Below are 20,662 nucleotides of genomic sequence, written 5' to 3'. Positions count from 1 at the left end.
TTCACAAGTGGCTGTAGGGTGAGAGATTAACCTCAGAGTGTCCTAATGAAAAATAGAAAAACTTAAAACAGAAAAAAAATTTAAATGTCTATTATGCCCTCTTTCTCCTTATAACTGACCTTAGCTGGTTTATATCGGGTTCAACCTCGACTGGTTCTGTTGAAGCCCTTATGGCGGTGTCAGGATCCTTAAGTACGTGACCTGTTACAACGCAGACCACGCGCTCGCCCCTGTCAATTACACCCCCATCCACCAGTTTCAGGAGGCCTGCTATGGATGCTGCAGACGCCGGTTCAACACCTATACCCTCCCTCCTTGCAAGGAGTTTCTGGGCAGATAGTATCTCCTCATCGGTCACTGTCTCGGCATATCCATCTGACTCATAGATGGCCCTCAGGGCCTTGAGGTAACTCACAGGTGCCCCGATCCTTATGGCGGTCGCAACCGTCTCAGGGTTCTTAACAGGGTCAATCTCCATCTTACCCTTCCTGAAAGCCTCAACCACAGGTGCAGCACCCTCTGCCTGTATACCCGTCATCATTGGCCTCTCCTCAATGAACCCTGCCCTGTGGAACTCTGAGATACCCTTCCATATGGCCGAAATGTTCCCTGCGTTACCAACAGGGAGTATGATACGGTCAGGGGACTCCCAGCTAAGGTCATCCACTATCTCAAAGCCTATGGTCTTCTGCCCCTCAAGCCTGAAGGGGTTAACCGAGTTGAGGAGGTAGAGCTCCCCCATGAGGGCAAGTTCCGTTACCGCCTCAAGGGCCTCATCGAAGTTTCCCCTGACAGACAGGATCTGGGCACCATGGAACATTGCCTGTGCAAGTTTGCCAAGGGCAACCTTACCTGAAGGGAGGAGCACCACGCAACCGAGACCAGCCCTTGCTGCGTAGGCTGCAAGGGAAGCGGAGGTATTGCCGGTTGAGGCACAGCCCACCGTATCAACACCCAGTTCAACTGCCTTTGTGATACCGACACTCATACCCCTGTCCTTGAAGCTACCTGTGGGGTTGGAGCCCTCCACCTTCACGTATAGTTCAATGCCGAGTTCCCTGCCAATGTTATCGCACCTCACAAAGGGTGTTCCACCCTCATCAAGGCTCACTATCCTTGAGGGGTCCACAGGCATGAACTCCCTGTACTTCCACATGTTCTGCCTTCTGCAGCTGAATGTGTCCCTTGAAACCTCGACTTCACATTCAACCTCCAGCACTGACCCGCATTCACTGCAGGTGTATATGATCTCGTTTAGTTCATACTCCTTACCGCATGATATGCACCTTATCACATAGTCACCATCCATAATATTATCAGAATAAATTTTGGGGGTGTCCCTTCCCTGGACACCACCTATATTGATGCCTTTATGTAGCTGTAGATTCCCAGTGTCAGGTTCGCCTCAACGAATGCAGCCACCACAAGGAACAGAACCCCTATACCAAGGAGCATGAGGGACTCCTGAAGTTCATCCTGGTTCCTCTCAAAGAAATGAGCCAGTCTTTCCATGAAGGAGCCGTACCATGTCTCGGTGAATAGATCGCTGAAGAAGTGGTAGGTGAAACTTGCAAGCCTGAAACCAGCCGCACCTGCAATTATGAGCCCTGGAATCTCAAATATTCCATGGGGGGCCGTCAGGATTATGAAGTCCCCCAGTGGGGCCTGTGAAGCAAAGAACCCTATGAAAAGGCCATTTATTATAAGGAAAAGTGCCGTGAAAACCCCCAGAAGCAGGCCTCCCCCATAGATGAGCAGGGCGGCCTGGAGGTTGTGAAGGAATATAGAAACTGTTGAGAGCTTCAGTTCACCCTCCGCAATGCTCCTTCTGAATTCGTCCATCATTGGCTTCAGTAGCGGCTCGATGGCCCCTGAGAAAGCGTATCCTGCAAAAAGGGATATGAGGAACAGGAAGGTTGAGGCCAGAAGGAAGGTCTCATTGCTCCTCATAAGGTAAGCCAGTGTCCCCTCATACTTTTCCTTCTTCATTTTACCCCTCAAGCACCCTCCCCGCAGTGGAAAGGGCCTTCTTTCTTTTCCTGGAAAGTTCCTCAAAGAACTTCCTTATGAACTCTGCAGTATTATTTTTGCACTCACCACACATAAGTGTACCGTTTCTGCAGGATTCATAGATCTCCTCAAGTTCATGGTCAGAGTCAGACATGTGGTAGAGTAGGGTCTCATAGATTATGCAGTCCTCGGGGACGCCTCCAAGTTCCCTCTGCTCCTTCAGGGTCTCCCTTCCACCTGTCTTGGCATTCCTTATCTTCTCCTCAGCCTCCTCCGGGGTATCACTCAGGAATATGGCAGATTTTGGCCTGCTGCTTGACATTTTACCCCCGGTGAGGCCACCCATAAACCTGTGATAGGTTGATGATGGTAGAATGAAGCCATACTTCTCCCTGAACCTCCCGGCTATGTCCCTTGTGAGCCTTATGTGGGGGTCCTGGTCCGGCCCAACGGGGACAACAGTGGGTTTTGGGCCGCCCAGCTCCTCAAGCTGGGGGTGGAGTATATCTGCCACCTGTATTATGGGTGCGTACATGTGGGCCATACTTGTTGATCCTGTGAAGCCATATATGGCCCTCAATTCATTGAAGTTGACCTTCCCTGCAAGTACATAGGCAAGGTCCTCCACCATGAGGTTCTCTGACTGGAGGTAGACGTGTATGTTGTCCTTTGTGAGGTCAAGTCCCAGTGCAATGTAGCCTGCAATGTACTCCTCAATGGCTATCCTCCTTGAGGTCTCAAAGTCGATACTCCTTGCCGAGTAGGCCTCCATGTCGGCTATGGGTATGAATATCTCGGCACCCAGTTTATCGTACCACCTGAGCTGATCCACGATCATCTTGTGGCCTATGTGCATTCTACCGCTTGGCATCATCCCTGTTACCACTGCAAAGTCGCTGCCACTCCTTATGGCCTCAAGTATCCTGTCGTAGTCCCTGTGACCGAAGACTATACCCCTCCTCATGAGCCAGCTGGGTTCAGGTACATCCTCAAGGACTTCACTGAATGGCCTTACACCGAATTTTTCAATAAGATCCATGTATTCAAGGTTTGCTGATCCCCACGGGTCTATCAATCATATCACCTGCTATGGTCTTATCCAGTCAACAAGGTAGTAGGTTACATCCTCCTCATCGTCCAGGAAGGCCAGGAGGAGCTTCTTGTTCACCCCATGGGCCACCCTGACGTAGCTTGAAAAGTCCAGGGCATGGATGGTGTCATTCTCTGATATAACCCTCACAAGGTACGCTGAGTGTGTCCTGCCCGGGGCCCCTCCCCTCTCATACAGTCTGAACTCTGCACCGTACTTGAAGCCTGTCTTGACGATGTAACCCCTGTTCCTCAGGTCCCTGTAGACCAGGTACTTGCTGTAGAGGCCCTTCTCAGCCAGGAGTGATATGAACTCCTCCATTGAGACCTCATCGTCATCCCTCTTAAGTGTGAGTTTACCCCTCTCCATGAGGTGCGCTGCCTCAATCAGTGAAATCTGCAGCCTGTCCTCATAGAGTTTACCGTAGTGGCTCTTGCCGTGCAGCCTCCTTGCATCCGAGTCCGGTTTTATGGTTACAATCTCGTCTCCCAGCTGTCCCTCCATCTATAAACCCCTCTAGTTTATGGCATAAATTAATTAGACACAGAATATTCCGTTTTACATATCGCATGACTGGCAGCAAATGGAATAAGGCAATGATAACCTTAACCTTAAGATTTCTCCAGGAGAAGAATCCTACTCAATAATGGCATGCCTCTCCTTAAGGTCCCTCTCCTTCTTTCCAAGGATCGCCATGAACTCTGCTATGAGCCCATCCAAGAAGAGGTGTGTGCTGTCCTCAAATAGTGTGCCCATGGGTGTGAGGTCATCATAGTCGCCCCTTAAAACACCGGAGGTGTAGTACTTCCAGGCCTCCTTTGTCTTGCTTGGTATGCATATTACAACGTCGCTGTGCTCTGTCAGTGTTGACTGGGGAGTTGCGGTTACCGCTATGACCGTTGCCCCAACAGACTTTGATGTGGTGGCTGCAAGTGTGACTGTCTTTGTTTCACCTGACCCTGAAATGGCAATCAGGCAGTCCTCATCACTTATTGCGGGTGTTGTAACGTCTCCCACAACGTAAACCGTGAACCCGAGGTGCATGAGCCTCATTGCAAAGGCCTTTCCAACAAGCTCTGACCTCCCAGTGCCCACAATGAAAACGGCCCGGGCATCCATTATCCTGGTTATCATCTCCTCAAGTTCAGACTCGTCAACCTTTTCAATGGCGTTTATGGCATGTTCAGTTATCTTATGGACAGTGTTTTTGAGTATCTCCATTGCAATCAACTTATATATTTATATCAGATTTATATCATTCAGGCAGGTTCGTAATCCTTATACCCGCATTCCTAATCCTGTTTTTAACCTTCTATCCTTCTGGCAGGTTCGTAATCCTTATACCCGCATTCCTAATCCTGTTTTTGATGTTGAGGTTTATGAGCAGCGGTGTTATCTTCTCAATGACCCTTGCATTCTCAAGGCCACCGCAGTCAATGGCCCTCACACCATCTATTTTCTCTGCGAGTTCAGATGCAATATCAAGGGCATCAGTGTGGTCTGAGGCAATGAGGCAGTCACAGTCCACAGGTCCTGTTATGTCAAGGAGGGCTGATGCGCTTATATTGTTGAATGCCGCCACGACCCTTGTGCCCTGATCCTCAAGGAACCTTGCAGCCCTCTCGGCAGCTGAGCCATCCCAGAGGTCAATGTACCTAACAGCTGAGCCCCCGAGGCAGCTGTCAATGGGTACAGTGGCATCTATGAGCACCTTGCCCTTAATTGCCTCCTTAACTGAGCCCAGTGTGGCCATCTGTGCCTGCAATGGCACTGTCAGGATTGCCACCTCAGCCTCCTCAGCGGCCTCAGCATTTGTGGCACCTTTAACCTTGAGGTCATCTCTTCCAGCGATTTCAAGGACCTTTTGAGCTGCACTTACAGCCTTTTCAGCGTCCCTTGAACCTATGATTATTTCTTCTCCTGCTAATGCAAGTCTCAGGGCAAGTCCAAGGCCCTGGTCACCTGTTCCACCAAGAACTGCGATCTTCATAATATCACCATGTTACCCTTCTCAGACATTATTACCAATCAATAATCTTCCTGAGGAATTCAATACTCCTCTCAACCTCACCAGGTGTTTTAACCTCAACCGTGAGAATACCCCTGTAACCGATCCCCCTTAAACCTTCAATAATGGCCCTGAAATCCAGTGAGCCATCGCCGAGGGCATCGTGGCTGTCAATTTCGCCGTTGTTGTCGGAGAGGTGGACATGTCCCACCCTCGGGGACACCATCTCCCCTTCACTGTAACCCATGGTTGCTGCGTGGGCAGCGTCCAGTGTCACCTGGATTTCAAGTTCCTCTGCAACCCGCCAGAGATCCTCAAGTTCCCTTAGAAGGGGACCCTCAAGGCGGGGCATGTTCTCAGGGTAGATCCCGGCACCTCTATCCTCTGCATATTCAGATATCACTGAAAGCGATTCAAGGTTCCGCTGAACTATGAGGTCACTGTGGGGTCTTCCAAGGAAGGGGATAGTGCCCGGGTGCACGACAACCACCTCGGAGTCCAGTTCAACTGCAAGGTCAACCGCGGATTTAACCTCAGATATGGACGCCTCCCTGATCCCCCTGTTGAGGGATGCTATGTTTATGTCCGAGATGGGTGCATGCACCGTGAAATCAAGGCTGAAGGAGTCAGCCACCTCCACGTCATCCAGGGGGTACTCGTAGATTATCTCACAGCAATCTGCCCCTGCATCCTCAATCCAGGTGAGCATCTCCTCCAGTGAAAGCGGGGAGAGTGCAAGTGTTGAGACACCTATCCTCATCCAGATCACCTAGGCCTCGGGCCGCACCCTTGCCCTCACAGGTATGTTGTTCTTCACTGCCTCCATGATTATATCTGCAAGTTCTATGTCCCTTCTGAGCTTTATGGTGCCCTTCTTACCCACCGTTGCTGTGAAGAGGTACTCGTCCTCAACCATTATGTCGAATGACACGCCCACGGCATCCCTGCCGAAGTTGAGGACCACGTAGTTCCCTGCAAGTTCCACCGGAACCTCAACGGTCTCCTCAAGTTCCCTCTCCTCAAGTGGTTCAACACCGATGCTTATGCCGATGTTCTTCTCGATCTCCTCGATGGTCTTTCCCTTCTTGCCTATTACCTGGGGGATGTACTTCTCCTCTATCCAGACCTTTGCCCTTTCATCGGATTCAAGTTCAACCCTGACCCTTGCGCCGGGTAGTCTCCTGCGGAACTCCCTCTCGATTTCCCTCTCAGCTATCCTGTGGGCAGATGGTTTCCGTCCCCCCGGGGCTGCCTTTGAGACATCCATGACTATCGTCTGCTCACCGTAGGTGTAGATCTCATGCATGAGCTCCCCTGACTCAAGGTCCCTTATCTCTATGACCGGCCTTGCAAGGTCTGCCTCCTGCATACCCGTCGGGACCTTAACGGTGAGGGATACATCGTAGACAGCCTTCACCTCTCCGTCCTCAATGAATATGGTTGTGTCAACCACTGAGGGTATCACGCCAAGCTCCACCCTGCCCAGGATCCTCTGTATGGCATCTATGGGCCTTGTGGCATGGACAACCCCAACCATGCCCACACCCGCAAGCCTCATGTCAGCGAAGATCCTGAAGTCACGGGTCTTCCTGAGTTCATCATAGATGGTGTAGTCGGGCCTTACAAGGAGCAGTATGTCGGCGGTCTTCTGCATATCCCGTTCGATGGGTGCGTACTGGGTTATCTCGTCACCCACCTGGAGGTCCCTGGGGGACTCCATGGTCTTCACAACAGCCCTCATCTCCCTGCTGTAGAACTCTGCCACAGCCTGGGCAAAGGTACTCTTACCTGCCCCGGGCGCCCCTGCTATGAGGACGCCCTTGGCAGTGTCCCTCAGCCTATCAATCAGCCTCTCTGAGAGCCTGTAGTCCTCCAGGGATACCCTGGCAACCGGCCTCACAGCGGTTATCTCGAAGGCCTCTGAGAAGGGCGGCCTCGCTATTGATATCCTGTACTCCCTGAACTGGACAACAGTGGCACCCTCCATCTCTATCTCAATGAAGCTTTTGAAGTCGCTCTTGGCCCTTTCAACTATCTCACGGGCCATCCTGTTTATATCTGAATGTTTTAGTGGCTTGCTGTCTATTTCAACCAGCCTTATTTCCCCTGGCCGCCCCTTCTTGGCCATTGGCACGACGTTCTCCTTGAGGTGCACCGACATGGTGTAATCATCAAAGTACTTGCTTATCTCAAGTTCCTCATATTCCAGGACCTCGGGTTTAATGTAGAACACGTCAAGCCCCTGGGCCTTCCCGACCTCTGCCTGCACCCTGTCGCTGGTTATGAGGAGCGCATCGTACTCCCTTGCAGTTGCCCTTATCATGGCGTCTATCTCACCGCCCCTTGAGAGTGAAATCTCATCCACTGTGGGGCGGCGCCCTACAAAGATCATTGATATTATGTTCTCCTTGTGGAGCTTCTGGAGGTTCTTGAGCTCCTCAAGGCCATTGAACCCGGTTTCCCTTCCACGGTTGGCCTGGTATTCAAGTTCAGATACAACTGCCTCGGGCACTATCACCTCGCTGCCCCTGAACTCCTCCTCCTGCACTATGCCGGTGATCCGCCCATCAACTATAACACTTGTATCTGGAACGATCTTCATCTAACCATCTCCATATATTTCATCAGGATCAAAGACCCTTACGGCGTCCTCCCTGACCCTGAGTTCATCCCCATCAATGCTGCGGTAGAAGCAGGACCGGTAACCTGTATGGCAGGCACCTCCCTCCTGTTCCACCTTCAGCACAACTGCGTCGGCGTCACAGTCCACAAGGACGTCCTTAACACGCTGGAGGTGTCCAGAACTCTCACCCTTGAGCCAGAGTTTCCCACGGGACGTGCTCCAGTAGTGGGCCAGCCCTGTCTCCAGTGTCCTTTCGAGGGCCTCACGGTTCATGTAGGCCACCATGAGGACCTCTCCTGTCCTGTGGTCCTGTGCCACTGCAATTATGAGGTCCTCGCCATTGATATTATGTCTGAAATTTAAAATGTTAACATCTCCCTTGATTTATTCTTCTATTTATTATTCAACCAACCCTAAACTGAGACTTATTCACAGCAGGATCTCCTTCAACCTATCCACAACCTCAGTCCTATCCACAGCCTCCTGTGAAGCGTCCTCCATGTTTCTCAATGTGACCTTACCCTCCTGGAGGTCCCTTTCACCTGTTAGGACCACTAACCTTGCACCAAGGTGATCGGCATAGGAAAGTGCCTTTCGGAGTTTTCTCCCTGCCAGGTCCATGTCAGCCGCTATACCCTCACTTCTGATCTCCTGTGTGATCCTGACCGCCTCAGGGAGTGTTGATTCATGTATGGGTATCACAAAGACGTCAGCCATCCTCATGTCTTCCTCGTCCATTTCAAGGGCGTTCATGAGGCGGTCAAAGCCAAATGCGAAGCCCGTTGATTCAACCCTTTCGCCCCCAAAGGTTTCAACAAGGTTGTATGTGCCGCCCCCACAGATCTGTCTCTGGGCGCCGAGTCTGGGGACATAGATCTCAAATACTGCGCCGGTGTAGTAGTCAAGTCCCCTTGCGATTCCAAGGTTCACATGGTACTCCCCAAGACCGAAGTGTTCGAGGGTATCCACAAGTCCAGCGAACTCATCAAGGGCCCTGAGGGACTCCGGGTAACCCTCAAGGAGCCCCCTGACATCATCAAGTACCCCGGGACCCCCCTGTGTGCCTATGAGGTTCATGAGGAGATCCCTGCTCTCGGGGGATATTTCAACCCCGTCAAGGCAGGATTCAAGTTCATCAACGTCACCCTTATCTATTATGCCCATTATCCTGTCCTGGAGTTCATCCTCTATTTTCTCCCTGCCAAGGATGCCCCTGAGGATTCCAAGGTGCCCGACGTGGACCTCGAAACCCTCGAGTCCAAGCCTCCTGAGGGACTCGGCTGCAAGGGTTATGACCTCTGCCTCTGCCAGCGGTGACGTTCCACCTATGAGTTCACAGCCGAACTGCCAGAACTGCCTGAATCGGCCCGCCTGGGGCCTCTCATATCTGAAGCAGCTCCCGAAGTAGTACATCTTTATCGGTTTGGGTTCACGCTGCATCTCATTCATGTAGAGCCTGGCCACCGGTGCTGTGAGTTCCGGCCTCAGTGCAAGTTCCCGGCCACCCTTATCTGTGAAGTGGTAGATCTGGTTCACCACCTCCTCACCGGATTTCACTGTGAAGAGTTTGAGGTCCTCAAATATGGGTGTTTTGATCTCATGGTAGCCGTAGGTCTCAAATGTCCTTCTGAGTACGTTTTCAACTTCTTTTCTGTTTCTCATCTCAGCGAAAAGAAAATCTCTGGTTCCTCGCGGTCTTGATATATCCATGGCAGTAATTCCTCCAGTAAAAATGATAAAGGGGATGATAGGAGATTCATCATTCATAATATTTAAGGTATTCCTTGAGCATCTTGGGGAAGGATGTGGCATTCAGGAACCTCAGTCCCAGGCGCTCTGCCCAGACCCTTATACCGTCATCAGCAGCCACAACACCTGCCCCGAGCTCCTTGGCAAGAAGGAGGACGTCAAGGTCAGGGGCACTGTCAAGGGTTCCCTTCCTGAGGGCTGAACGGTACTTCTTCCTGAGGTCCTTTATGGCCTTCCCGAGCACCTCACCCTCGATTTCAATCTTATTAACGCCACGGGATGCCATGATTATGGACTGTATCCCGGCCTCCCAGAGGAGGGTCTCTGAAATCCGGAGGCCCTTGTTCATCCTCTCCCTTATATCATGGACGTATTCATAAAATATCTGGGAGGGTATCTGGGTGTCGTAGCGGTTGGGTGTCTTCTTGACTATCCATGTCTCGGCCTTCACCAGGGTCTCCTCGGGGCATTCATACCTTGTCATGTAGTCGGTGAATTCCTTGTAGGTTATGGGGGGCATGTGACAGCTTATGTTGAGCTTTATCCTGCTCCTTGCAATGATATCCAGCATCGCATCCACTGACCTGTTGAGGTCACCGTCACCCAGCATCTCCCGGAGCTGGTTATCTGTAAATGCCGTTGTATCAAGGACAAATCTCTGCTTGGCAAGCATGTCACACCCTCCCCTTCAATATGGGTAACTGATGGAAACAATATTTATCGCTGATGATAAATAAATATTGCAGAGGAAAAGGTGTTAAACTGAGAGATGGGAATAATTCTGAAATGAAGCCTGAAACAGGCCATTAACTGGATGGTGGTTGTGATAAACTGATAACCGGCAATACACAGCTCACAGGAATAATAGGTTACCCCCTCACCCACAGCCTCTCACCACAGATGCACAACGCGGCGTTCAAAGCCCTTGGAATGGACTGGGCCTATGTACCCTTCCCTGTGAAACCATCAGGGCTTGAAGAAGCTGTTCGGGGCCTCGGAGCCCTCAACGTGAGGGGTGTGAACGTCACAATACCCCACAAGGAGTCTGTGCTTGAACTCATCCACAAGGTTGATGAGACAGCCTCCCTCATCGGGGCCGTGAACACCCTGAAGTTTGATGAGGAAACCATAAGGGGATACAATACAGACGCCTCTGGCTGTCTGAGGGCCCTTAATGAGGTCACATCAGTTAATGGGTCCTCTGTCATCATACTCGGGGCCGGTGGGGCTGCGAGGGCCTGCGCATTCCAGCTCGTCCTGGAAGGGGCAGATGTGACCATACTCAACAGGACCCCTGAAAGGGCCAGGGCCCTTGCAGAGGATATTAAGGGGGCCCTTGATATCATGGTAAAACATGGTGGCTATGAACTAATACCAAGCTCTTTGGATGGGGCCGATATCCTCATAGACACAACACCCGTCGGGATGTACCCCCACATGGACGATGAACCCCTCGTAAAAGCTGAGCTCATGCATGAGAGCCTCGTTGTATATGACCTTGTCTACAATCCCCCGGAGACATGCCTCCTGAGGGAGGCCAGGGCAGCAGGCGCTGTTCCGGTTTCAGGTCTCAGGATGCTCCTCTATCAGGGTGCTGAGGCCTTCAGGATATGGACCGGGAGGGAGCCTCCCCTGGATGTTATGGAAAAGGCCCTTCTTGATGCCCTCCATGGGGTGTAACTCCCTCATGGATGTTTCAGCCGGGGGATGGGTAACCATTAACCTCCTCAGAAAGATGGATATACCACATTATCCAGAAATGTTAACCCCCATCCTGATCCTATGAAAGATAATTCTTAACCATTACCGGTGATCTTATGAATGGACCTTGGGTAGAGAAGTACAGACCACAGAAACTTGATGATATAGTTGGCCAGGAACACATAATACCACGCCTCAAACGCTACGTTGAAGAGAAGAGCATGCCGAACCTCATGTTCACAGGCCCTGCAGGTGTTGGTAAAACAACAACGGCCCTTGCCCTTGCAAGGGAGATCCTCGGGGAGTACTGGAGGCAGAACTTCCTGGAGCTGAACGCCTCAGACGCCAGGGGCATAGATACCGTGAGGACCAGCATAAAGAACTTCTGCCGTCTGAAACCTGTGGGGGCGCCCTTCAGGATAATATTCCTTGACGAGGTTGACAACATGACAAAGGACGCCCAGCACGCCCTCAGGAGGGAGATGGAGATGTACACCAAGACCTCCTCATTCATACTCTCCTGTAACTACTCCTCAAAGATCATAGACCCGATACAGTCAAGGTGCGCCATCTTCAGGTTCCTCCCCCTCAAGGGCCGCCACATAATAAGCCGCCTGGAGTACATCGCAGAGCAGGAGGGCCTGGAATACGAGCCACAGGCCCTTGACACGGTGGTCTACTTTGCAGAGGGTGACCTCAGGAAGGCCATAAACATCCTCCAGTCAGCGGCCTCACTGGGTGAGAGGATAACAGAATCCAGCATCTACGAGGTGGTCTCAAGGGCCAGGCCAAAGGATGTGAGGAAGATGATAATGACCATCCTGGATGGGAAGTTCATGGAGGCCAGGGACATGCTCAGGGAGATCATGGTCCTCCAGGGTATAAGCGGCGAGGACATGGTCACCCAGATCTACCAGGAACTCTCAAGGCTCGCAATGGAGGGATCCATTGAGGGGGAGAGGTACATAAAACTCATAGAGGCTGTTGGAGAGTACGACTTCAGGATAAGGGAGGGCGCCAACCCAAGGATACAGCTTGAAGCCCTCCTGGCAAGGTTCCTGGAACATTGAGAGGGTAGATCAATGTCATGGACAGAGAAGTACCGGCCCAGAACCTTTGATGAGGTGGCCGGGAACCAGAAGGCCATAGCCGAGATAAAGGAGTGGATCAAGGGGTGGAAGGCAGGCGAACCCCAGCCCCCCCTCCTCCTTGTGGGCCCGCCAGGTACCGGGAAGACAACCATAGCACACATAATAGGTAGGGAGTTCTCAGACACCCTTGAACTCAATGCCAGTGACAAGCGCTCACAGGATGCCATAATGAGGACTGCCGGTGAGGCGTCAGCCACCCACTCCCTCTTCAACCATGACCTCAAACTGATCATCCTCGACGAGGTGGATGGTATACACGGCAACGAGGACCGGGGCGGTGTCCAGGCCATAAACAGGATACTCAGGGAGAGCAAACATCCGATTGTGTTAACCGCCAATGACCCCTACAGCAAGAGACTTCAGAGCATCAAACCAAAGTGTAAGGTCATAAACATCAGGAAGGTTCACACATCATCCATAGCCGCGGCCCTGAAACGGATATGCCGGGCAGAGGGTATCGAATGCCCCGATGATGTCCTCAAGGAACTTGCAAAGAGGTCCCATGGGGATCTGCGTTCTGCCATCAATGACCTTGAGGCGGTGGCCGGTGGTGAGGAGCGGGTTGGTGAGGAACTCCTCAGCATGGGTGAGAAGGATTCCACGTCCAATCTCTTCGACGCCGTGAGGGCAGTTCTGAAAAGCCGCGACTTCTCAAAGATCAGGGAGGCCATGAGGGTGGATGATGACCCGACACTTGTACTTGAATTCATTGCAGAGAATGTTCCAAGGGAATATGAAAAGCCCCATGAGATCAGCAGGGCCTATGACATGCTATCACATGCAGATATGTTCTTTGGCCGTGCTGTGAGGAGCAGGAACTACACCTACTGGCGCTACGCCTCTGATCTCATGGGTCCCGGTGTCGCCCTCGCCAAGGAGAAGACCTACAGGAAATTCGTCAGGTACACAGGTTCATCCTCCTTCAGGCTACTCGGGAGAACACGCAAGCAGAGGAGCCTCCGTGACAGTGTTGCAGGTAAGATGGCTGAGAGGATGCACATATCACCCAAGGTTGCAATTTCAATGTTCCCCTACCTGGAGATAATATTCGAGAACGATGAAATGGCCTATGAGATGAAGGAATTCCTTGAACTCACAGACGAAGAGGTTAAACTGTTCAGGAAAAGAAAGATAAAGGCTCCCAAAGCGAAGAAGACACGTAAAAAGTCTGATAAAACCGGCCCACTTTACATCCAGAAGAAGAAGTCCCGGAGCACAGATAAGGACAGAAAGTCATCTAAAGGTAAAATCAGTGAATCCAGTGATGATAAATCCTCAGGATCCGATTCAGACTATGATAAACCTCGTGAGAAGCAGACTTCACTTTTCCAGTTCTCAGGGTGATTATTGAATTAATTCACCCCCTTATTTTTCCCTGTAAATCCCCCCAATAAACCTCTTTTCAGGCATGAACGCAACTGCAAGATATTAAAATCAACCATTTCCCCCTATGAACTCAAGGGACTTCCGCATCTTATCCCTGAACTGGGGTACATTATCATTGAAGAACTCCATGAACTCCGCCACGGTTGGGTTGTTGGTGATGGTGATTTCAGTGCCGAGCCACGACTCAATCCACCCTGCAGGTACAGTTGAGAGGGGGTATATGACCGTGGGTGTTGACCTGTGATGGTACCCTATACGCTCACCCCTCACCATGTCCTCAAGTGCCGCTGCAATGGAATGGTCCAGCGTGGCTGGAAGTGCTGTGACATCCCCTTCACCGATTTTTATGCCGTACTTTCTTGTGTAGGGCTCGAGGATCACATGGAGGGCATGGGCCATCTCACCTTTGGCCTGGATCCTCACACCCACCCTGGGTCGCAGGGTTGATGCAAGGACCCTGGATGCCCTTGAGCATATCCTCTGGAAGACCCCTGACCTTACAACCCTGATCTCAGGGTACCTTGAGCTGAACTCCTCCTCCCTCCTCCTTGAGAACCTTGAGAACCGCAGGTTGTTTATGAGGACCTCACTCTCTGTTACACTTACAAACCTTGTATCCACTCCCAGCTCGGATAGGGCTCTGAGTATCTCCATTTTACCGGGCAAGTTACCATCCTCTTGATTGATAGAACATAGGAAACTTAATCATGGGCAAGTTACCATCCTCTTGATTGATAGAACATAGGAAACTTAATCATGGGCAAGTTACCATCCTCTTGATTGATAGAACATAGGAAACTTAATTGTATTGGTATATAAATCTGTGGTTGGAGTAATAAATATGTGGAGGTGCTCTCATGTTCGGACTCTTTGGAAGGAGGAGGGATGAAAGGGAAGTTATTGAACTTGAACCCGATGGGCCGGTGGACTGCATCGCAGATTTCACCTACAACTTCCACTGGCAGCACAGGGGTGAGAAGCTTGACCCTGAGGACAGGATCCCGGGTACATCCTGCACCTTCAGGGATGTTGTTGAACACCTCAAGGGTGGAGGTGAGGTGGTTGTGAGGGGGGATGCCGGCCACAGGCTCGCTTCAAGCATGGGGGCGGACCTTGCATACTTCGGGGGGACCGGTGGCGCCCTGGATACAGGTGTCCTGACCGTTGAGGGGGACGTGGACACCCGTATGGGTATCAGCATGGTCTCAGGCACAATTTATGTAAAGGGGAAGGTTAAGGACCCTGTGGGGAACGTGGTTGAGGTTAAATCCGATAGGAGGGGATATAAGAAGTTCCTATCAGTAACTGACATCCTTAAATCGGGCCTCAGGGGCGAAAAACCCGTTAATTTTACATTCACCCCCGGCAGGATGCTCATAGATGATGGTCATATCAGGGACACCCTCTGCGCCAGGCTTGATGTTGACGCCGAGGTGATCCACAACGGGGACGTGGACCTATCAACCGGGATACTCATGAGGCGCGGGACGGTCCTGGTGAATGGTAACGCCGGTAAAAATACAGGTGCACTCCTCAGTGGTGGCACGGTTATCATAGATGGTGACTGTGATGACTTCTCTGGCATAGATATGAGGGACGGTTACCTCATAGTGAACGGAAATGCAGGTAAATTCATGGGGGCCCAGCGGAAGGGTGGAGTGATACTTGCAAGGGACGGAAAACCTGTCCCCCCAACTTCAGAGCACAAATTAAAGGATGAGGACAAGGAAATCCTGCTGGGACTGGGTTTCAGGCCACAGTTATTCCATAGGTTTTCATAGAATAACCACATCCCCCAAAAATTATATAATCAATGATAGAAAGGGTCAGCATGCTTGATATAACCATGACCCTTACAGACTCTGTGATCAGATTCATAGAGGAAACCGGGTATCCCGGTATAGTCTTTCTCATGGCCCTTGAAAGTGCCTGTATTCCAGTTCCAAGTGAGGTTATAATCCCCTTCAGCGGATACATACCATGGCAGTAGAATCTGACCCTCACTGGCGTTGTAATTGCGGGTGCGCTGGGTAACCTTCTGGGTTCTCTTCTGGCCTATATTGCGGGTCTCAGGGGAGGGCGTCCCTTACTGGAGAGGTATGGCCCCTACATCATGATAACAGATAGTAAACTCAGGATGGCCGATGAATGGTTTGAAAGGTACGGACACGAGGCCGTCCTCATCTCAAGGATGCTGCCGGTTATCAGAACCTTCATATCCCTCCCCGCAGGTATAGCCAGGATGGATCTGAAGAAATTCGTTATCTACACATTCGCCGGTTCCCTGCCATGGTGCCTCGTCCTTGCATACTCAGGTTATCTCCCTGGTCCTGAATGGACCTCACTGAGGCCAGTTTTCCATGCGCTGGATTACGCCATACTCATCGCCATCCCCCTGATTCTCCTCTACATTTACAGGAAGATAAGATGAAGTCTAGGGAACCTGATGTAAGTAAATGGAGAATTCATGTTAAATATAAATTCTGGAAGCCCTGGATCCATGGAAAGGTATTAGGACTATTGAAAAATCTTTGGAATTATGAAAAAGCCATTAGCAGAGTTAAACAGGATAAAAACCCATTATCGTCACACGTTAAAAAAATAAAAGGGAATGAAATTATTTTCTGAGGGGTCCGAAGTAGTAGCCAACTCCGAGAAGGCAGAAGATTCCAAGTATGCCAAGAACAGCGTAGATCTGTGTGCTGCCTGATTTCTCCTCTGCCTGTGGGGTTGAGATCTCATAGGCACTTCCAGGTTTCTGTTCTGATGCCCCTGCAACCCCCGGGGATGATGAACCTGACTCTGAGGCAGAGGACTGTGCCGGAACACCTGCATGGGTGCCTGGAGATCTTCCTCCTCTTCCTGTGGTTCCATGAGATCCTGCGGTGGTTCCATGATCCGAACCCTGATTGTTTCCCTGGTCTGTGTCTGTGGAGGTACCCCCACCCGTTTCTGTGGAAGTCCCCTCACCCAGCATCTCGGATATTGCTGCAACTTCGGCCCCTGAGAGGGATACAAGTCCCCTTGTATGGGCCTGCCTCACATAGCGTGCTATCATCTGGAGGGCTGATGCATCAATCTGTGACCTCACAGAACTGCCAAAGAGGAATGTATCGGCAATCCTCCTCCAGACATCGGCTGATGCCACGTCCACGAGGGCATCACTCATGAAGAGGTCCCTCACCTGCAGTGCTATTGATGCGCTGCCAGATGGACCCTCACGCAGTTTGCCCTGGATCCATGCGGGGTTGAGGAGTGTCACTGCAAGGTCATCGTAGGCTGACTCCTGGAGGGTCCTTATGATGGGTGTTCCGTAGGCTGTTTTTGCAATGTAGCTGTTTATGTTTCTCCCTGTGAGGTAGTTAACCATGAAGTTCACGGTGACCGAGACCCTGTAGAGGCAGGTTCCCTCGCCGGGTGCCCTGTAGGGCATTATCACCATGCTGGCGTCAACTGTACGAAGGAGTGACTCCAGGAGTTTCGGGCTCTGGAGGCCGTTGAGGTCCCTTCCATAGGCATACGAGTAGTAGCTGAGGTAGGTCTCTGCAAGCTCTTCGGCTGTCCAGTCATCCCGTGACCAGAGTATCCTGTCGACACCTGCACCATGGGGGTCTGCACCAGGTGGCAATCCAAAGATCCTGGTCCTTGCAAGCCTGTCAGCCATTGCATCGGCCGCTGAACTGTTCATTCCTGAGGCCACCAGTTCACTGTAGATGCCTGATCTGAGGGCAAGGTAGTGTTTTCGCACATAGTTCATCTCAGATGACTCGTTGAGGTTCGCTATCCTCTTAATTGTATTGTCTATGACGTCCATTGCCCCTGGGATTGCCCCTCGGAAGTTGTGGAAGTCGCTTATCACAACGTCGATCCTTGGCCTTCCAAGTTCACTGAGTGGGATGATCTCTGTCCCGATGAGTGCTCCGCTCTCATAGACCGGTTTAACACCCAGGAAATAGAATATGGCTGCGATGCTCTGTCCACCGGTTGATATAATGTCACCTATATCCACGGCAACGGTTTCAGGGTACCTTCCACCGTTTGCCTCCCTGTGGCGTTTAAGCATCTCCTCTGCAGCCCTTGATCCCATTACCACCGCTGCGGGGTCAGGGATGGATGATGGGTCAAAGGTGTACATGTTCCGGCCTGTTGGAAGCGCCGCAAGGTTGATTATGGGACTTCTCGCCGGAGCTGGCTGTATGAATTCCCCGTTGAGGGCCCTCAGGAGTGATGCCATCTCGTTGCTGGCGCTCATGATGAGCAGGTTTCTTATCTCATCCCTCCTTGCCGTCCTGTTTGCAGGGTCAAAGGATATGATTGCATCCAGGAACCTCTCAAGGGTTTCACTGTCAGGGAGCTCCCCGAAGGTGTGGAGTCCGTAGGGCATGAGGATCTCTGTGAGCTCATGGAGGTACTCCTCAAGTCTCAGTCTGAGGACACTGAAGGGGGTTGAGTTACTCACGTTGAGCCTCACCTCGAGGCCAGCCCTCTTCACACCATCCCTTATGAGGGATTCCAGGACGTTCATCCTGTCCCTATCCCCTGATGCCTCTGCAGTGCTGTAGGATCCCAGGAGGTCTGCAAGTTCCTGGTATACGCCGTAGAGTTCAGTCCTCATGACCGGTGGTATGAGGTATGAGATGGTAACGGCGTATGCCCTCCTCTTGGCAGGGTTTATAACGGCCTCAAGGGGGTCCTCCATCTTGAGGAGGTGTATGTTGGGGATGGATCCTATGAGGGTGTTTGGCCAGTCATCCTCTGTCATGGCATTCACATGGCCTGGTAGCAGCTCCAGTGTCCCGTGCTGCCCCACGTGTACCACTGCGTCTGCCCTGAATCCATTCTGAAGCCAGAGGTAGAAGGCTATGAACTGGTGTGTCGGTGGTAGTGTGCCGTTGTTGAGTGTACCGTTCCACCTCCAGACCGGCTGCGGACCCATAAAAATGTTGCCGAGCATGAAGCCGGGGATCACAATGCTGCCGTTATAGACCATGATGTTACCTGGAGCCGGACCCCACATTGCCTCAACCTGGCGCCTGAGGGTTACCGGGAGCTTTGAATACCACCTGAGGTACTCTGAAACCGGCACCGTGATGCATCCAGCCTCAACCAGTTTCCGGAGTTCTGACTGTGTCATGTTCCTGGGGTTTCTTCCAGCCCTGTTTATGAGTTCATAGATGTACTCGGGGGTCAGATTTCCGTTTCCAGTGGTGTAACCTGCTGCCCTCATTGCAAGGAGTATGTTGCTCAGACTGCCGTAGAGGTTGAGGCCATTGGTTGCCGGCATCCCCTCATCATGGGTGCTGTCAAAGTAGACGATGGCCACCCTCTTGTCACTGTTCACCTTCTTCCGGAGATTCACCCAGGCAAGTGTTCGCTCAACCAGCTGGTTTACCCCCGGCTCATAGGCCACGTATTCCTTGAGTGTGACCCCGGTTAGCGGGTCAGGGTCAGAGACCCTGTTACCACCTATAAGGATCGGCTCTATCCTCCCCTGCATCTCAAACATGGCAAGCCAGTAGTACTCCAGGCCCCTGAGGCCCTGCTGTCTGCTGCTGTTTATGTAATCATCCAGTGATGTCTGCAGGAACACCGGGAGCGGGCCCTGAACAGGTACGTTGAGGTCAGTGAAGAAGGTTATGGTCTGGTTGTCTGGCCAGTAACCGAACTGTACACAGGCAACAAGGGCGTCAATCACCGAACTGTTGTTGACCATGAAGAAGCGCCTCGAGGCCCCTATGGGGTCTGAACAGTAGAAGTAGGGTATCACGTTGAGTCCCTTTGCCTCGAGTTTCTGTATGAGGGTCTCATAGACGTCCATGTTACCCGAGAGGTAGTATCGGTTCAGTATGGCAACCCCCACCCATGGGGCCCCTGACTTATAGAGAGTGGTGTTCATGTACCATTCTGTGTAGGATTCTCTGTCTGTGTAAACACGTGGTGCCAGTGGATGGTAGAGGAAGTCCTGCATTCCAGGTACCAGTTTTGTGTCGTTTGCAGTGAGGTTAACGGCCCCGCTGAGCCTCAGGACCTCCAGGAGCGTCCTCTTTATGTTCTCCCGTGAGAGTGCAGGTGCTGCCACCGGACCATAGGCTGGAAGGTTGGTTACATTAACACCTGTCACGTTGGGTTTTACAGGGCCCAGGACGAATATTCGCGCCCCAGGTTTCATGCTGGCTGCGAGGGCCTGGAAGTCGACTGCTGCATCGAATTCCGTCCCATAGCTCATCCCTGTCACCGGGTAACCAGGTCTTGTGAAGAGGAAGAATATATCTGCGTTCTTCACGTCATTTTTGAACTGGCTGGATGCCGTTGAGTTGAGGTTGAAGGTGTCCATGGTGTATATTTTCAGACTGAAGTTGTATCCAGCGGGGAGGAGGTCGTTGTGGTATGCGTCGTTCATTATGGGGTCGACGGTTCCCACCACGCAACCTGTGAGGAGCACCACCATGTTTGTATCCTTCAGCATCTTTGACTCTGTTGTGTTGGTGTCGTTGTCTGCTGCTGAGACTGATGGAACTGAAACAATGAGCAGAATAAGTGCTATCAGCAGAAACTTCTTCATTTTTTCACCTCCTTTAAATTTTTAATAATTTACTGATTTAATATCGTAAAGAAATTTGATGGGATTCTATTTAAATCTTAATTAAAATATTCTAAGTAAGAACAATTTAAAAAAGAGATGGATCAAAAGTAATACCTGATTCATGTTTTAAATGAAATGATTTCTCATATGGTAAGCCAAAAAAAGATTCAATCAAGGACTATCTTCTCAAAATACTCATCATATGCCAGATGAAAATGCGGGAGCTTCATGCGGAGTTCATCCTCAAGTTCAAGTATCCTCTTAAACTCCTCCATGTCTGCAAAGGCTATGAGATTCCTCTCCCATGCCTCCCTGCATCTGAGGCTACAGGGTATGAAACCTGATGGTAGCACAAGGGCGC

At 51.3% G+C, this 20,662-nt stretch carries 19 protein-coding genes and 1 pseudogene; 6 read left to right on the top strand and 14 right to left on the bottom strand.

All coding sequences use genetic code 11. The annotated features are described in order from the left end of the window. Positions 1–91 precede the first annotated feature (91 nt). The 11 genes from thrC to QFX39_RS05315 all read right to left on the bottom strand — a co-directional run bounded on the left by thrC (position 92) and on the right by QFX39_RS05315 (position 10,153). On the bottom strand, positions 92–1,294 hold the full coding sequence (gene thrC, locus QFX39_RS05365; protein ID WP_300478195.1) for a threonine synthase: 1,203 nt from the start codon (positions 1,292–1,294) through the stop codon (positions 92–94). 62 nt (positions 1,295–1,356) lie between these two features. Beyond that, a complete protein-coding gene (locus tag QFX39_RS05360) occupies positions 1,357–1,989 on the bottom strand; it encodes a stage II sporulation protein M (RefSeq protein ID WP_300478058.1) in 633 nt (210 codons plus the stop codon). Position 1,990: 1 nt separating this feature from the next. Next, positions 1,991–3,085: a tryptophan--tRNA ligase gene (locus tag QFX39_RS05355; protein WP_300478057.1), complete on the bottom strand. Its 1,095-nt coding sequence runs from the start codon at positions 3,083–3,085 to the stop codon at positions 1,991–1,993. Between the two features lie 12 nt (positions 3,086–3,097). Beyond that, positions 3,098–3,604: a tRNA-intron lyase gene (gene endA / locus QFX39_RS05350; protein ID WP_300478056.1), complete on the bottom strand. Its 507-nt coding sequence runs from the start codon at positions 3,602–3,604 to the stop codon at positions 3,098–3,100. A 132-nt stretch (positions 3,605–3,736) separates the two neighbouring features. Further along, positions 3,737–4,321: a 6-phospho-3-hexuloisomerase gene (gene hxlB, locus QFX39_RS05345; RefSeq protein ID WP_300478055.1), complete on the bottom strand. Its 585-nt coding sequence runs from the start codon at positions 4,319–4,321 to the stop codon at positions 3,737–3,739. A 91-nt stretch (positions 4,322–4,412) separates the two neighbouring features. Beyond that, positions 4,413–5,090 carry an NADPH-dependent F420 reductase gene (gene npdG, locus QFX39_RS05340; protein ID WP_300478053.1) on the bottom strand — a complete coding sequence of 226 codons (678 nt, stop codon included), beginning with the start codon at positions 5,088–5,090 and terminating at the stop codon, positions 4,413–4,415. 31 nt (positions 5,091–5,121) lie between these two features. After that, positions 5,122–5,868, bottom strand: coding sequence for a sugar phosphate isomerase/epimerase (locus tag QFX39_RS05335; protein ID WP_300478051.1), 747 nt, complete (start codon positions 5,866–5,868; stop codon positions 5,122–5,124). A 9-nt stretch (positions 5,869–5,877) separates the two neighbouring features. Beyond that, entirely contained in the window at positions 5,878–7,710 is a 1,833-nt protein-coding gene (locus tag QFX39_RS05330; RefSeq protein ID WP_300478049.1) for a PINc/VapC family ATPase, read from the bottom strand. Beyond that, positions 7,711–8,115, bottom strand: a complete 405-nt coding sequence (gene hisI, locus QFX39_RS05325; protein ID WP_048175174.1) for a phosphoribosyl-AMP cyclohydrolase — start codon at positions 8,113–8,115, stop codon at positions 7,711–7,713. Between the two features lie 45 nt (positions 8,116–8,160). Beyond that, positions 8,161–9,441 carry a histidine--tRNA ligase gene (gene hisS / locus QFX39_RS05320; RefSeq protein WP_300478047.1) on the bottom strand — a complete coding sequence of 427 codons (1,281 nt, stop codon included), beginning with the start codon at positions 9,439–9,441 and terminating at the stop codon, positions 8,161–8,163. A gap of 49 nt (positions 9,442–9,490) precedes the next feature. After that, positions 9,491–10,153 (bottom strand): RNA ligase partner protein, encoded by a 663-nt coding sequence (locus tag QFX39_RS05315; protein WP_300478045.1) that lies wholly within the window; start codon positions 10,151–10,153, stop codon positions 9,491–9,493. Between the two features lie 158 nt (positions 10,154–10,311). Between QFX39_RS05315 and QFX39_RS05310 the strand changes: the two genes are divergently transcribed. From QFX39_RS05310 to QFX39_RS05300, 3 genes are all read left to right on the top strand, one after another. Continuing rightward, a complete protein-coding gene (locus QFX39_RS05310; protein ID WP_300478194.1) occupies positions 10,312–11,160 on the top strand; it encodes a shikimate dehydrogenase in 849 nt (282 codons plus the stop codon). A 137-nt stretch (positions 11,161–11,297) separates the two neighbouring features. Then, complete coding sequence (locus tag QFX39_RS05305) at positions 11,298–12,251, top strand: replication factor C small subunit (RefSeq protein ID WP_300478044.1); 954 nt, start codon at positions 11,298–11,300, stop codon at positions 12,249–12,251. Between the two features lie 12 nt (positions 12,252–12,263). After that, the gene (locus QFX39_RS05300; RefSeq protein WP_300478043.1) at positions 12,264–13,676 is read left to right on the top strand and encodes a replication factor C large subunit; all 1,413 of its coding nucleotides are present in this window, start codon (positions 12,264–12,266) and stop codon (positions 13,674–13,676) included. Between the two features lie 90 nt (positions 13,677–13,766). On the opposite strand, the gene QFX39_RS05295 is transcribed toward QFX39_RS05300, so the two are convergent. Further along, positions 13,767–14,372 (bottom strand): hypothetical protein, encoded by a 606-nt coding sequence (locus tag QFX39_RS05295; protein ID WP_300478042.1) that lies wholly within the window; start codon positions 14,370–14,372, stop codon positions 13,767–13,769. A gap of 203 nt (positions 14,373–14,575) precedes the next feature. Between QFX39_RS05295 and QFX39_RS05290 the strand changes: the two genes are divergently transcribed. From QFX39_RS05290 to QFX39_RS05280, 3 genes and pseudogenes are all read left to right on the top strand, one after another. After that, positions 14,576–15,499, top strand: coding sequence for a hypothetical protein (locus tag QFX39_RS05290; RefSeq protein WP_300478041.1), 924 nt, complete (start codon positions 14,576–14,578; stop codon positions 15,497–15,499). A 50-nt stretch (positions 15,500–15,549) separates the two neighbouring features. After that, positions 15,550–16,149: pseudogene (locus QFX39_RS05285) on the top strand (DedA family protein). Further along, positions 16,146–16,346 carry a hypothetical protein gene (locus QFX39_RS05280; protein WP_300478040.1) on the top strand — a complete coding sequence of 67 codons (201 nt, stop codon included), beginning with the start codon at positions 16,146–16,148 and terminating at the stop codon, positions 16,344–16,346. The pseudogene QFX39_RS05285 and the gene QFX39_RS05280 overlap by 4 nt, the downstream one beginning before the upstream one ends. On the opposite strand, the gene QFX39_RS05275 is transcribed toward QFX39_RS05280, so the two are convergent. Together QFX39_RS05275 and QFX39_RS05270 are read right to left on the bottom strand one after the other, a co-directional pair. Continuing rightward, positions 16,336–20,280 (bottom strand): cobaltochelatase subunit CobN, encoded by a 3,945-nt coding sequence (locus tag QFX39_RS05275; RefSeq protein ID WP_300478039.1) that lies wholly within the window; start codon positions 20,278–20,280, stop codon positions 16,336–16,338. The two genes, QFX39_RS05280 and QFX39_RS05275, sit on opposite strands and share 11 nt — an antisense overlap. Before the next feature lie 188 nt (positions 20,281–20,468). Then, positions 20,469–20,662: DUF483 domain-containing protein (locus QFX39_RS05270; RefSeq protein WP_300478037.1), on the bottom strand; the 194-nt coding region annotated here is incomplete at its 5' end.

It is taken from the genome of Methanothermobacter sp., from assembly GCF_030055425.1.
Taxonomy (GTDB): Archaea; Methanobacteriota; Methanobacteria; order Methanobacteriales; family Methanothermobacteraceae; genus Methanothermobacter.
This window is presented reverse-complemented; position numbering and strand designations above follow the sequence as displayed.